This is a genomic window from Fontibacter flavus (assembly GCF_042432905.1).
GTDB lineage: Bacteria > Bacteroidota > Bacteroidia > Cytophagales > Cyclobacteriaceae > Fontibacter > Fontibacter flavus.
Genome location: NZ_JBHLWI010000003.1, coordinates 24847 through 37600, shown reverse-complemented (window position 1 = coordinate 37600; position 12754 = coordinate 24847). Strand labels below are relative to the sequence as shown.

General features: G+C 41.2%; 13 protein-coding genes. 7 read left to right on the top strand and 6 right to left on the bottom strand.

All coding sequences use genetic code 11. From position 1 onward, the window contains the following. The first annotated feature begins 72 nt into the window (after positions 1 to 72). From ACFFIP_RS01635 to ACFFIP_RS01610, 6 genes are all read left to right on the top strand, one after another. Positions 73 to 891 carry a CoA transferase subunit A gene (locus tag ACFFIP_RS01635; protein WP_382385821.1) on the top strand — a complete coding sequence of 273 codons (819 nt, stop codon included), beginning with the start codon at positions 73 to 75 and terminating at the stop codon, positions 889 to 891. 33 nt (positions 892 to 924) lie between these two features. Further along, a complete protein-coding gene (locus ACFFIP_RS01630; RefSeq protein WP_382385820.1) occupies positions 925 to 1698 on the top strand; it encodes a CoA-transferase subunit beta in 774 nt (257 codons plus the stop codon). Beyond that, the gene (gene pcaF, locus ACFFIP_RS01625) at positions 1695 to 2903 is read left to right on the top strand and encodes a 3-oxoadipyl-CoA thiolase (protein ID WP_382385819.1); all 1209 of its coding nucleotides are present in this window, start codon (positions 1695 to 1697) and stop codon (positions 2901 to 2903) included. Before ACFFIP_RS01630 ends, pcaF begins: the two co-directional genes overlap by 4 nt. A gap of 28 nt (positions 2904 to 2931) precedes the next feature. After that, on the top strand, positions 2932 to 3975 hold the full coding sequence (locus tag ACFFIP_RS01620; RefSeq protein ID WP_382385818.1) for a maleylacetate reductase: 1044 nt from the start codon (positions 2932 to 2934) through the stop codon (positions 3973 to 3975). Between the two features lie 81 nt (positions 3976 to 4056). Beyond that, positions 4057 to 5079 (top strand): DUF21 domain-containing protein, encoded by a 1023-nt coding sequence (locus ACFFIP_RS01615; protein WP_382385817.1) that lies wholly within the window; start codon positions 4057 to 4059, stop codon positions 5077 to 5079. A 19-nt stretch (positions 5080 to 5098) separates the two neighbouring features. Beyond that, complete coding sequence (locus ACFFIP_RS01610) at positions 5099 to 5512, top strand: NUDIX hydrolase (protein WP_382385816.1); 414 nt, start codon at positions 5099 to 5101, stop codon at positions 5510 to 5512. 3 nt (positions 5513 to 5515) lie between these two features. Here ACFFIP_RS01610 and fucP read toward each other — a convergent pair whose 3' ends face one another. The 6 genes from fucP to ACFFIP_RS01580 are packed head-to-tail and all read right to left on the bottom strand — an operon-like array spanning position 5516 to position 11566. Then, entirely contained in the window at positions 5516 to 6829 is a 1314-nt protein-coding gene (gene fucP / locus ACFFIP_RS01605) for an L-fucose:H+ symporter permease (RefSeq protein ID WP_382385815.1), read from the bottom strand. 31 nt (positions 6830 to 6860) lie between these two features. After that, positions 6861 to 7649 (bottom strand): L-fucose dehydrogenase, encoded by a 789-nt coding sequence (locus ACFFIP_RS01600; protein WP_382385814.1) that lies wholly within the window; start codon positions 7647 to 7649, stop codon positions 6861 to 6863. Positions 7650 to 7677: 28 nt separating this feature from the next. Then, a complete protein-coding gene (locus tag ACFFIP_RS01595; RefSeq protein WP_382385813.1) occupies positions 7678 to 8508 on the bottom strand; it encodes an amidohydrolase family protein in 831 nt (276 codons plus the stop codon). A 39-nt stretch (positions 8509 to 8547) separates the two neighbouring features. Continuing rightward, positions 8548 to 9405: a fumarylacetoacetate hydrolase family protein gene (locus ACFFIP_RS01590; RefSeq protein WP_382385812.1), complete on the bottom strand. Its 858-nt coding sequence runs from the start codon at positions 9403 to 9405 to the stop codon at positions 8548 to 8550. 42 nt (positions 9406 to 9447) lie between these two features. Next, positions 9448 to 10215, bottom strand: coding sequence for an SDR family NAD(P)-dependent oxidoreductase (locus ACFFIP_RS01585; protein ID WP_382385811.1), 768 nt, complete (start codon positions 10213 to 10215; stop codon positions 9448 to 9450). Positions 10216 to 10270: 55 nt separating this feature from the next. Further along, the gene (locus ACFFIP_RS01580) at positions 10271 to 11566 is read right to left on the bottom strand and encodes an L-fuconate dehydratase (protein ID WP_382385810.1); all 1296 of its coding nucleotides are present in this window, start codon (positions 11564 to 11566) and stop codon (positions 10271 to 10273) included. 111 nt (positions 11567 to 11677) lie between these two features. On the opposite strand from ACFFIP_RS01580, the gene ACFFIP_RS01575 reads away from it, so the two are divergent. Next, positions 11678 to 12547 carry an AraC family transcriptional regulator gene (locus tag ACFFIP_RS01575; protein WP_382385809.1) on the top strand — a complete coding sequence of 290 codons (870 nt, stop codon included), beginning with the start codon at positions 11678 to 11680 and terminating at the stop codon, positions 12545 to 12547. The last annotated feature ends 207 nt before the right edge of the window (positions 12548 to 12754 follow it).

Below are 12754 nucleotides of genomic sequence, written 5' to 3'. Positions count from 1 at the left end.
TTAATCCCCTTAAAAAGCCTCAAATCGAGGCTTTTTAAGGATTTTCCTTCATTAATAGACCAAAGAAAATTTATGCTTGATAAATTTCAACCCTTAGCTGTTTTGATTCAGGACCATGTCCAAGACGGAGACCAAGTAGCTATGGAGGGCTTTACCCATTTGATACCTTTTGAGGCGGGTCATGAAATCATCAGACAAGGCAAAAAAAACCTGACCCTGATCAGAATGACGCCTGATTTGATTTATGATCAGTTGATAGGTATGGGACTGGTAAAAAAGGTGATTTTCTCCTGGGGAGGTAATCCCGGTGTAGGTTCACTTTACCGCCTTAGGGATGCCGTTGAAAAGGGGGTTCCTGCTCCTCTGGAAATTGAAGAACATAGTCATGCTGCCATGGCCTGTGCTTATCAAGCGGGAGCTTCAGGTTTGCCTTTTGGGGTATTGAGAGGATATACCGGCACGGACTTGGCCAAAGAAAATCCTGATTATATCAAGTGGGTTACCTGTCCTTTTACAGGGGAACAGTTGGCCGCTATCAAATCCATAAGACCTGATGTGGGGATTATTCATGCCCAACAGGCTGACAAAAAAGGAAATGTTAAAATATGGGGCATCACCGGCGTCCAAAAAGAAGTAGTCTATGCTTCAAAAAAGGTGCTGGTGACTGTAGAAGAAGTGGTGGATGAATTGGATACCCATAATCAAGGTGTTGTCATCCCTCATTGGTTGGTGAAAGGTATTGCTGTTGCCCCTAAAGGTGCTCATCCCTCTTATGCCATGGGTTATTATAAGCGGGACAATAGTTTTTACAAGCAATGGGATGAAATCTCAAAAAATCTAGAAATCTTCAAGGAATGGATAGAAACAAATGTTCTTTCCAAAAAATCTTAAAATCCCCCAATCAAGCAGCTATCCAATAATTCTATGGAATATACCAAAGAAGAAATGATGATCATTACAGCTTCCCGTTTGCTTCACAACGGCGAAGTTTGTTTTGTAGGCATAGGCCTTCCAAGTACGGCATGTAATCTTGCCAGATTGACGCATGCCCCCGATATAGTCTTAGTTTATGAATCCGGTACGATTGATACCAAACCAGCTGTGTTGCCGCTTTCCATTGGGGATGATATATTGGCAGATACAGCCAGTACTGTTGTGTCAGTACCTGAAATATTCAATTACTGGCTACAGGGTGGAAAAGTGGATGTTGGATTTTTAGGTGGAGCACAGATTGACAAATACGGGAATATCAATTCTACTGTAATTGGACCTTACAAGAAACCCAAAGTCCGTCTACCTGGAGCTGGTGGCGCACCGGAGATTGCTTCCAATGCGAAGAAAACCTTTGTGATCATGAAGCATAATAGTCGGGCTTTTGTAGATAAAGTGGATTTCATCACTTCAGCAGGGTATCTTAATGGCGGAAATGAAAGGGAAAAATTGGGAATCACTGGAGAGGGACCTCAATTTATCATCACAGATTTGGGGATTTTGAGACCCAATTCAGAAACAAAAGAATTTGAATTGACCGCTATTTATCCAAATGTGACCATTGAGGAGGTAAAAGCACAGACAGGATGGGATTTAAAAATTTCTGAAAACTTGAGTATTGCAGAAGAACCACCATTGGAATATTTAAATGTATTGAGAGATCTTCAACAAAGAACATCTATAGCGCATAGCCAGACCCAAAAATGAGAAATGTATATATCATCGATGCCGTAAGGACACCAATTTCAAAATTTAAAGGAAGCTTATCCTCTATGCGGGCAGATGATCTTGCTGCTTATGTGATCAAAGCACTGATGGAAAGATTGCCAGACCTCCCAAAAGAGGCCATAGATGATGTGATTTTGGGTTGCCATAATCAAGCGGGGGAGGATAATCGGAATGTGGCCAGGATGGCATCTTTGCTTGCAGGACTTCCGGTAACCGTTCCAGGAGAAACTGTCAACCGACTTTGTTCTTCAGGTCTATCTGCAATTGTGCATGCAAAGAGAGCCATCATGGCCGAAGATGGAGATTTGTTTATTGCAGGAGGGGTAGAACATATGACCCGAGGGCCATATGTCATCGGCAAACCAAGCTCAGCCTTTGGCAATGACGCTCAAATGTATGATTCCAGTTTTGGATGGCGGTTTGTTAATCCTAAAATGGAGAAGTTATACGGTGTGGATCCTATGGGTATCACGGCTGAGAATTTGGTAGATATGTATGGTATATCCAGGGAGGATCAAGATTTGTTTGCTTATCAAAGTCAGTTGAAAGCAGCTAAAGCAAGGGCAAATGGAAGATTTGAAAAGGAAATAGTACCAGTTGATTTGCCTTCCAAAAAAGGTGAATCTCTTCGTTTTGAAAAGGATGAGTTTATTCGTGAAGATACTACCTTGGAAAAACTTGCAGCGTTGAAACCTGCTTTCAAAAAGGAGGGAACAGTTACTGCTGGGAATGCATCCGGCCTCAATGATGGTGCAGCTGCTATGCTGATTGCTTCTGAAGATGCAGTGTCAAAATACGGATTAAAGCCAAAAGCAAGAATTATGAGTTCCCAAGTAGTTGGAGTGGAGCCGAGAATTATGGGGATTGGTCCCGTGGAAGCTGCAAATAAAGCCCTTGCTAAGGCAGGACTTAGCTGGGAAGATATGGATGTGATAGAACTCAATGAAGCTTTTGCTGCTCAGTCTTTGGCATGTATCAGGGCATGGGGGCTATCAGATAATGACCCGCGCATCAATCCTAATGGTGGGGCCATAGCCCTGGGCCATCCTTTGGGCATGACTGGAACCAGAATTATCCAAACCGCAGTGGAGGAATTAATCCTCAATAAGAAGAGATATGCCATTGCCACGCTTTGCGTGGGTGTAGGGCAAGGCTATGCCGTAGTCATTGAGCGGGTAGGCTGATCAAAATCTGTAATCAAACCAAAATCTAATGAATTTATTTAATTATAAAACACATGCCGTAAAGGTAATTTTTGGAAAGTCAATTTTAGATGCATTGGATGAGGAATTGCCAGAAGGTAAATCCAATATCGCTTTCATAGGAAGTGGCAGGAATTCCGCACTTGTAGAAAAAATCAAGAATCTTGAAAAAGTAGGTGGAGTTTTTCACTTCGATAAAATTATTCAGCACGTACCTCAGGACTTAGTTGAAGAAGCCGGTAAATTCTTAGAGGGAAAGGAAGTGGATATCATCCTTTGTCTTGGTGGCGGTTCTGCCATTGGTCTTGGCAAAGCATTGGTTTTGAATTCAAATGCGGAACTTTGGGTAGTGCCTACTACGTATTCTGGATCTGAAATGACCAATATTTATGGTATTTCCCAAAATGGCGTGAAAACCGTCAAAAGAGACGACAGGGTTCATCCTCATAAAGTCTTTTATGATCCTTATCTATCTATTGGAATGCCCCTGGATTTGGCAGTTCCATCTGCATTTAATGCAATGGCGCACTTAGTGGAGGCACTGTATTCTCGTGAATCCAACCCTATCGTAAATTCTCTGGCTGAATTGGGACTTAAAAATCTGTTGGCAGGTTTAAGATCCTTATCCCAAGAAAAGGTAATGACAGCGGAAATCAATGAAAAGCTGTTGTTTGGAGCTTATATAGGAGGAAAAGTGCTTTGTGAGGTAAGTATGGGGCTTCATCATAAGGCTGCGCATGTTCTAGGGGGCAATTTTAATTTGGAGCATTCCAAAATCCATACGCTTCTTTTACCCTTTGTACTGAAATACCAATGGGACTTTTTGACTGAAGGAGTACAGCGAAATTTTCAGGCCATATTTGGTGGTCCTTTGCCATACCAAACGATAAGGGAATTACAGGAAAAATTGGGTGCAGGTTTTAATCTCCGTGAGCTGGGATTGTCGAGAGAGGATATTCCCAAGGCGGTGGATTTCTTGATGCAGATGACTTATCCAAATCCTGCCCCGATGATCATGGATCACTTGATTTTGATGTTGGAAAGCGCTTATTGATGGGCGCTTTTTTTCTTTATATTCATTTCAGATCCATAGTTTTTCAAGTTCATTTTTTTTAACTTTCCTCAAAAGCCTTCTATGGAATCAATATGGGTTTGGGTTGGAATTATTTTTTGCACAATTAAAGCAGCTACTTTTTCCGGGCTAAATATATCCTTGTTTAGTTTGAGCAGATTGCGTCTGGAGGTAGCAGCAGATGGTGGAGTTCCCATTGCTCAAAAAGTACTTTCCTTAAGGCAGGATGCTAATTTTACATTGGCAACCATCTTATGGGGAAATGTAAGTTTTAATGTTTTATTGACGCTGTTAGCAGACTCTATATTGTACGGGTTTGCCTCATTTTTATTTTCAACCGTTGTTCTAACTCTTGCTGGAGAGATTTTTCCCCAAGCATATTTTACCCGTCATGCTTTGAAAATAGGGGCTAAGCTTTCCCCTTTATTAAATTTTTACAAAATACTACTCTGGCCCCTTTCAAAACCTACAGGATTATTATTGGATTATATTTTGGGAAAAGAACCTGTTCCATGGCTTAGGGAGGCTGAATTGATTTCTCTGCTTAAGTATCAAGCTGAAAATGCTGACACAGAACTTGATAGACTGGAAGCAAGAGGGGCAGTTAACTTTTTGAGATTAGATGACTTACCGGCATATAAGGAAGGGGAGGAAATAGATCCACTCAGCATTATTTCTTTGCCCTTCGAAGGTTCAAAGCCTGTTTTTCCAGTTATCAAAAGAAGTTCCAAAGATTCATTTCTCAAAGAACTGGCGAAGTCTGGTAAAAAGTGGATAATTATTCTGGATGAGACAAATGGTCATCCTAGAAAAGTCTTGAACTTTCCTGCTTTTGTAAATAACTTTCTTTTGAGAAACAAGATGGTCAGTCCTTTGGATTTTTGTCACATTCCTTTGGTTATTTTTGATGCAGCGTATCCCATTGGTAAAATTTTAGAAAAATGGAGGGTTGAGCCTCAAAGTCCTGGAGATGATGTCATAGATGAGGACCTTGCCCTTCTTTGGACTGATAAATATCAAAAGATCATCTCAGGATCGGATATTTTAGGAAGGTTGATGCGGGAAATTGCTATGGAGGATGTGTAATGAATAAATCAATCTTAAAATGAATGAATTTACTATTCCGGCCTGTTTTTATCGGGTTTCAGTGAAAGCCCTGATTTTGGACGAAAATAATCGCTTTTTATTGGTCAGGGAGGAAAATGGCCTATGGGAACTTCCTGGAGGCGGATTGGATTTTGGAGAAAGTCCCCAAACTGGTATAGCGCGAGAAATCATGGAAGAAATGGGTTTAACCACTGTATTTATTGCTGAGCAACCCAGTTATTTTTTTCCGGCCAAAAATCCAAAAGAGCAGTTTATAGTCAATGCAGTTTACGAAACCCAAGTTGCCCATTTGGATTTTCAACCCAGCCCCGAATGTTTGGAAATAAGGTTTTATACAGTTGATGAGGTCTTGGAAAACAGCACTCAGATGTATCCCAATATTTTGGAGTTTGTAAAATATTTTAGGAAATGACAGTTATGTTGATTGCTTGGCAGTTAATCTTCTGAATGAAAATATTGCCACGACTAGAAAACAGCAGCATGGTAATATAAATGAGAAATTCACTTCGGGAACCCCCAAAATCAAGGTGTCCTGATACCCGGATCCTCCAATATCCAAGATTATACCTTGAAGAGTGGGCATAATGGCTCCCCCAACAATCGCCATTACCAAGAATGCAGCACCGTATTTGGCATCTTCTCCCAAGCCCTCCAATGCGATACCATAAATGGTGGGAAACATCAAGGACATCGCAAATGAAATTCCAACAAGGCTATAAAGTCCCCAAATATTTTGGATAAATATGGCTCCTAGGGTAAAGAAACCTGCAAGTATAGCAAAGAATAACAGCAATTTAGCAGGAAGGAAATAGCGTAAAAGATAAGTGCAAATCCACCTACCAACAAGGAAAAGGAGTAATGCTGTGTAGGCATAATTGACAGCAGAAGCATTGTCGATCCCAAGGACTTCCGCATATTGATAAATATATGTCCATACCATGATCTGCGCGCCCACATAGAACATTTGCGCGATTACACCTTCCACAAAATTCAAATTTTTGCCTAGACGTTTCATAGAAGGCCAAAAATCCAGGGCGTTATTGCTGGATTTATTTTCAGGCATTCTGACAATGCTGATCACCACAGCCAATGCGATGACTACAAGCCCGAGCATCACATAGGGATTACGGATAACCATCAGGTCATTGGTTCTGATAAGTGATTTGGCGGACTCATCCAAGGTGTTGAAAATCAAATTGCCTTCAGTATCAGTATTGTTGGACTGAAGGGCGTTAAGAATAAATTCTTTGGCTACAAAAAGTCCTGCAAGAGCGCCCATTGGGTTGAAGGCCTGTGCAAAATTTAATCTCTGAGTAGCCGTTTCTTCCGGCCCCATAGATAGCACATATGGGTTAGCTGTCGTTTCCAAAAACGCCAAACCGAATGTCAGGATATATAAGGCAATCAGAAAGAAAAAGTAGCTTTCCCAAGCCGCTGCAGGGAAAAAGAGCAAGGCACCGGTAGCATAGAGACCCAATCCAATCAGGATACCTGTTTTGTAGCTGTATTTTTTGATGAAAAGTGCTGCAGGCAAAGCCATGGTAAAATACCCCCCGTAAAACGCCATTTGTATCAAAGAAGCCTGCACATTATTTAATTCCAAAACCCTTTTGAATGCAGCTACCATTGGGTTAGTGATGTCATTGGCAAATCCCCAAAGTGCAAAAAGGGAAGTGATCAGGATAAAAGGGATGAGTAAGTTTTTGGGAATCAGGGTTTTGTTTTTCATTTGGGAGGTTTTTGGGTTTGAAAAGAAATGCCTACTCCCTGCCTATAGCCCTATCTAAATGGGTGTATCCTCCATCTACATAGATATGCTGACCGGTAGTATGGGAGGAACGATCGGACAACAGAAATACTACTGTGTCTGCGATTTCCTGAGCTGTGGTCATTCGATTCCCAAAGGGAATTCTGTTCTGGATCAGGGCCAGCTTTTGGTCCGGTTGCTCGAAAGTGTCCAGCCATTTTTGATATAAAGGTGTCATGACTTCTGCCGGAATGACCGCATTGACACGTATCCCATAAGGAAGTAGCTCTACAGCCCATTCCCTTGTGAGAGACAATTGGGCACCTTTAGCAGCTGTATAGCCACTTGTATTTCCCTGACCTGTTACGGCTGTTTTACTGCTGATATTGACAATGCTTCCTTTGCTGGATTTAAGGTGGGGCAGTGCGTAATGCACAAGGTCATAGTAATGGCCCAAGTTATTTTCCACAGATTTTCTGAAAGCCTGAGGAGATCCATATTCCAGCCCAATGCCATCATTTGCCCCGGCATTGTTGACCACGCCGTCAATACTCCCGAATTTGCCGATGGTTTTTTCAACTGCTTCCTCAGCATGTTGGGGTTCCAAAAGTCTCAATGGGATGAGATGGGCTTTCTGCTTTTTGGAAGTGAGTTCTTCGACAAGTTTATGTCCCAATTCTAGGGAAGGGTCAATGATGATCGGAATACCACCTTCTGCTGCAATGGTTCTGGTAATTGCTTCGCCAATACCTTTTGCTCCTCCTGAAACGAGAATTACTTTATTATCAAGATTTAGGTTCATAGCTTGGGACAAGATTTTTTGTTACGGTTCATATTTCAATTCCATAAAAGTTGCAGGCATTCATTCCGAAAATGGCCTTTTTTTCTGTTTCAGAAAACTCATTGTAATAATCATAAACCAAATCGTAAACTTTTTCATAGGTTCCGGCAAGTAGGCACACCGGCCAGTCACTTCCATATATCAGGCGTTCTGTTCCGAAGTAGTGGGTGATATGATCTAAATAAGGAATGAAGTCTTTCTTTTTCCAACTCCCCCAATCCGCCTCGGTTACCATTCCTGAAACTTTACAATAAACATTGGGAAGGGAGGCTAATTTTTGAATGCCCTTTGCCCAAAAATCAAATTCCTGATTTTTAATGTCAGGTTTGGCCATATGGTCAACCACAAATGCCTGGTTCGGGAATTGACGGGCCAACTGAAATGCTGCCTCCAGTTGCTTTGGGAAAATCAAAATATCATAGGTGAACCCGAACTTTGTCAATAAGCCAATGCCTTTCAAGAAAGCTTTCTCTTCCATGGCACTTGGCGGTAAAGACTGAAGTATTTTTCTGAAGCCAAATAGATTTTCTTCTATCAGATAACTTTCAAGTTGTGCTTCAAGATTTGGAGAGGAAAGGTCAACCCATCCCACTACACCTTTTATCCAAGGGTTTTCTCTCGCAAGGTGAAGCAGGAATTGGGTTTCATCCTTAGATTGATCAGCCTGAACCGCAATGCAGCCATTGATGCCTTTTTTGTCCAGTTCAGGCTTAAGGTCCTTAGGCAAGAAGTCTTTTTGGATCACCTGCATACTGTCATCTATCCAGGCATCTCTTACCGGATCATAATTCCAGAAATGTTGGTGTGCGTCAATGGTCATGTCATTCAGGGTATATTCTTATTTGATCATCTCTTGATCTTATTGGTTAAAAACATCATGAGCAACCTGTCTGCCTTCTCCCAGGCCATCTATTCCAAGTTCTACCACATCACCATGCTGAAGGTATCTTGGCGGTTTGAGACCAAGTCCCACCCCTGAAGGGGTACCAGTGGAAATGACATCACCGGGCAATAAGGTCATGTATTGACTGATGTAGGAAACAAGGGTAGGAATATCAAAAATAAGATCAGAAGTAGAACTGTCCTGCATCATTTGGCCATTGACTTTTAGCCATAAACGCAGGTTGTGCGGATTTTCAATTTCATCTTTGGTAACCAGATAAGGGCCTAGGGGAGCAAAATGATCCGCACTTTTCCCCTTTACCCATTGACCGCCATGATGGAGTTGAAAATCTCTTTCACTGACGTCATTGTGGAGGCAGTATCCTGCTACATAATCCATCGCCTCCTCTTTGTTAACATAGGTAGCTTTTTTACCAATGACTACTGCCAATTCTACTTCCCAGTCTGTTTTGGTTGAATTTCTTGGGATAAGGATGGGATCATTTGGTCCGCAAATGGAACTCGTAGCTTTCATGAAAAGGATTGGAGAGTCGGGTACAGGCATGCCACTTTCTTTGGCGTGAAGGGAGTAATTCAGACCTACACAAATGATTTTAGATGGCCGCTTGATAGGAGAGCCCAATCGGGTGTTTGGATCAATTTTGGCTAAATTATCAGCTTCATCTTCCAACCATTTTTCCAGCCTTTGAATTCCGTCATTTTCCAAAAATTCTTCAGTCCAGTCCTCACCAAAGCCAGAGCAGTCCAACCACTTATCTTTTATTTTTACACCTGGCTTTTCTCTTCCTGTTTCACCAAATCTTAACAGTTTCATATATGTGTGTTTAAAGTATTGCTCAATTTAATTTTACTTTCTTTAGGCTTTTAGTCCCAGAAATCCCCCATCAATCGGGAAATTGCTTCCTGTAATAAAAGTAGCCTCATCTGAAGCGAGGTAATACACCAAAGCAGCGATTTCTTCCGGTTTGCCCATTCTTCCAATAGGCTGTGTTGCCGCCAATTTTTCAAACATCTCTTTTTCTTGTCCAGGATAGTTTTTGCTCAGGAATCCATCTACAAAGGGGGTATGTACTCTTCCCGGGGAAATGCAGTTGCATCTGATTTGATCAGCTACATAGTCTCTGGCAATGGATAGTGTCATGGAAAGGACTGCCCCTTTGGTCATGGAATAAGCAAAGCGATCAGGTATTCCCATGGTAGCAGCTACCGAGCACATATTGATGATGCTCCCACCTTCGTTAGCTTTTAACTTGGGAAGGGCTTCATGGGAACAAGTGTAAATTCCTTTGACATTTACCTGGAAAAGTCTTTCAAAATCTTCTTCACCGGTTTCTTCCAGCCTGCCCACATGTGAAATGCCAGCATTGTTGACAAGTACATCCATTTTTTCCGGAATTTGATCAAAGGCAGTTTTGACACTGTTGAAGTCCGAAACATCAGTTTGTAAAAACCGAACATCCAATCCTTTCTCTTTCATTTCTTGCTCAACCTGATTTCCCGAATTTGAATTGTAATCCAAAAAAATCACTGAATCACCTTTTTCAGCAAAGAGTCTGGTGATGGCCAGTCCTATACCACTTGCACCACCGGTGACAACAACTGTTTTTTTCTTATGTTCTTTCATTATCCTGGTTCTTGATTGTAGAGATCTTTCTATTTTCTAGGGTTAAGTTTTTCATTTACTTCCATACTTCCCCTGAATCAAAATCATATTTGTACAATGTTTCCGGTTTCATTTCAATACTATAGCCCGGAAGGGTGGGAGGCATGTACCTTCCTTTGTTAATGACCACTGGATCGATAAAGTGCTCATGCAAATGATCCACATATTCTATTACCCTTCCTTCCATGGTTCCACTGATGCATATATAGTCAATCATGGAAAGGTGCTGTACATATTCGCAAAGACCTACCCCCCCTGCATGTGGACATACCGGAATTTCAAATTTCTTTGCCATGAGCATGATGGCCAAGTTTTCGTTTACACCTCCCACACGACAACTATCGATCTGACAAATTCCAAAAGAGTTTGCCTGCATTAGCTGCTTGAATATAACCCTATTTTGGCAATGTTCACCAGTAGCTACTTTGATCGGCGCAACCGCTTTTGCAATGGTAGCATGTCCTAAAATATCATCAGGACTTGTAGGTTCTTCTATCCAAAGGGGTTGGAACTTGGTCAAAAATTTCATGTTTTCTATGGCTTGATTCACATCCCATTTTTGATTTGCGTCCATCATGAGGTGTCGTTCATATCCGATTTCTTCGCGGATGATACCTGCCCTCCTGATGTCGTCATTCAGGTCAGAACCCACCTTCATTTTGATATGTGTCCAGCCTTCTTCTACAGCTTCTCTGCAAAGCGTCCTGATTTTTTCATCAGAATAACCCAGCCATCCTGCGGAAGTGGTATAGCCTGGATAGCCATTTTCCATAAGGAAATTGATTCTTTCTTTTTTACCATCAACCTGAGATTCGAGCATCTGTATTGCTTCCTCAGGAGTCAGGACATCGGTAATGTAGGTAAAGTCGATGCAGCTTACCAACTCCCGTGGACTCATATCTGCGATCAATCTCCAAAGTGGTTTTTGTGCTGATTTGGCATAAAGATCCCAAACAGCATTGATCAAGGCTCCAGCAGCAAGATGTACTACGCCTTTTTCGGGACCAAGCCATCTTATTTGGCTGTCTCCTGTTATCTTTCTGTAAAATGCTCCCATATTATGGGTAATATCTTCCAGATTCAATTCCAAAACCAGAGGAATAAGGGCTTCCAATGCAGCACAACAGATTTCATTGCCCCTTCCGATGGTAAAAGTCAGGCCATGCCCCTTGAGATCAGGGTCTTGGGTATGTAAAATGATGTAGGCTGCGGAGTAATCCGGATCAGGGTTCATGGCATCCGAACCGTGCTTTTCTTTGGAAGTTGGAAACCGCACATCTTTGATAGTGTAGTCAGTGATTTGTAATGGCATAATACAAATTGAACAATTTAATCACCTCAAGGCTACTCAAGAGTTGCATATTTTGCGTATTATTTTAGCGCAAATACTTGTTATCTTAAAAAAAGTGACAATTTTTATGATATGAAACCAAAATTGCTTGAAAGAAGAAATCCCTTCGACAGGTCTTTTGTATCTGCGAAACATTCTTATCCTCATTTCCTAAATGTCTGGCATTATCATCCTGAATTTGAGCTGGTATATATTTTGGAGTCTACAGGAACCAGATTTATTGGAGATAGTATCAAGCCTTTTGCGCCTGGTGACTTGGTTTTGATAGGGGAGGCCTTACCCCATATGTGGCAAAATGATCCGGTATATTTTGAAAAAGGAAGTGGTTTACAGGCAGAGGCGATTACCCTGCATTTTCGAAAGGATTTTGCCGGAGTTGAATTTTTACAAATACCAGAGATGCTACAAATCCAACAATTATTGGATAGGGCAGGTCAAGGAATTGTATTCCATGAAAGTAATGAGGAAGTAAAAGAAATGATGCTGGCTATTCATCAGGCTGAAGGTTTTCATAGGTTGTATTTATTGATGTTGATGCTGCAAAAGCTTGCGCAGTGTACAGATTATGAACTGTTAAGTACTCAGGGATTTACCCATCCTGGAGAGAAATCAGGAGATCTCCGTATTGACAAAGTATATTCTTTTACTTTTAATAATTTCCGGAGAAACATCAGTTTGGAAGAGGTGGCCGATGTTGCCAATCTCAATCCAACTGCTTTTTGCAGATTTTTTAAAAAGCATACGAAGAAGAACTATTCCAAATTTTTGAATGAGATCAGGATAGGCTATGCCTGTAAGCTTTTATTGGAAGAGCGGCACAATATTTCGGAAGTAGGTTATGAATCTGGGTTTAATAACCTTTCCAATTTCAATCGTCAGTTTAAGGGCATGATGGGCATTTCTCCCAGTCAATATCTTAATAAGTATAAGGTGCAAGGTTGATGCAAGTCTTTTTTTGGCGTTTTTCATAGAAAACCTATCAAATGACATCCTTCGATAGAGGTATGTCAATGGAGTAGGAATCTTGATTGTTTTTGCTTCTTTCCAATGTTGAAGACTTGAAAAGAGAAAAAGAAGAAAAAAAATTAAAAAAATAAGAGCAGGCATCCCCCAAAGGTTACAAAATTGTGCTGCAATCATTAAAAAATA

What these genes read in the sequence shown, in the direction of transcription:
- ACFFIP_RS01630 (WP_382385820.1), top strand. Translation starts at nt 925, where the DNA reads ATGGAATATACCAAAGAAGAAATGATGATCATTACAGCTTCCCGTTTG.
- ACFFIP_RS01610 (WP_382385816.1), top strand. Translation starts at nt 5,099, where the DNA reads ATGAATGAATTTACTATTCCGGCCTGTTTTTATCGGGTTTCAGTGAAA.
- pcaF (WP_382385819.1), top strand. Translation starts at nt 1,695, where the DNA reads ATGAGAAATGTATATATCATCGATGCCGTAAGGACACCAATTTCAAAA.
- ACFFIP_RS01615 (WP_382385817.1), top strand. Translation starts at nt 4,057, where the DNA reads ATGGAATCAATATGGGTTTGGGTTGGAATTATTTTTTGCACAATTAAA.
- fucP (WP_382385815.1), bottom strand. Translation starts at nt 6,829, where the DNA reads ATGAAAAACAAAACCCTGATTCCCAAAAACTTACTCATCCCTTTTATC.
- ACFFIP_RS01595 (WP_382385813.1), bottom strand. Translation starts at nt 8,508, where the DNA reads ATGACCATTGACGCACACCAACATTTCTGGAATTATGATCCGGTAAGA.
- ACFFIP_RS01620 (WP_382385818.1), top strand. Translation starts at nt 2,932, where the DNA reads ATGAATTTATTTAATTATAAAACACATGCCGTAAAGGTAATTTTTGGA.
- ACFFIP_RS01600 (WP_382385814.1), bottom strand. Translation starts at nt 7,649, where the DNA reads ATGAACCTAAATCTTGATAATAAAGTAATTCTCGTTTCAGGAGGAGCA.
- ACFFIP_RS01585 (WP_382385811.1), bottom strand. Translation starts at nt 10,215, where the DNA reads ATGAAAGAACATAAGAAAAAAACAGTTGTTGTCACCGGTGGTGCAAGT.
- ACFFIP_RS01635 (WP_382385821.1), top strand. Translation starts at nt 73, where the DNA reads ATGCTTGATAAATTTCAACCCTTAGCTGTTTTGATTCAGGACCATGTC.
- ACFFIP_RS01575 (WP_382385809.1), top strand. Translation starts at nt 11,678, where the DNA reads ATGAAACCAAAATTGCTTGAAAGAAGAAATCCCTTCGACAGGTCTTTT.
- ACFFIP_RS01590 (WP_382385812.1), bottom strand. Translation starts at nt 9,405, where the DNA reads ATGAAACTGTTAAGATTTGGTGAAACAGGAAGAGAAAAGCCAGGTGTA.
- ACFFIP_RS01580 (WP_382385810.1), bottom strand. Translation starts at nt 11,566, where the DNA reads ATGCCATTACAAATCACTGACTACACTATCAAAGATGTGCGGTTTCCA.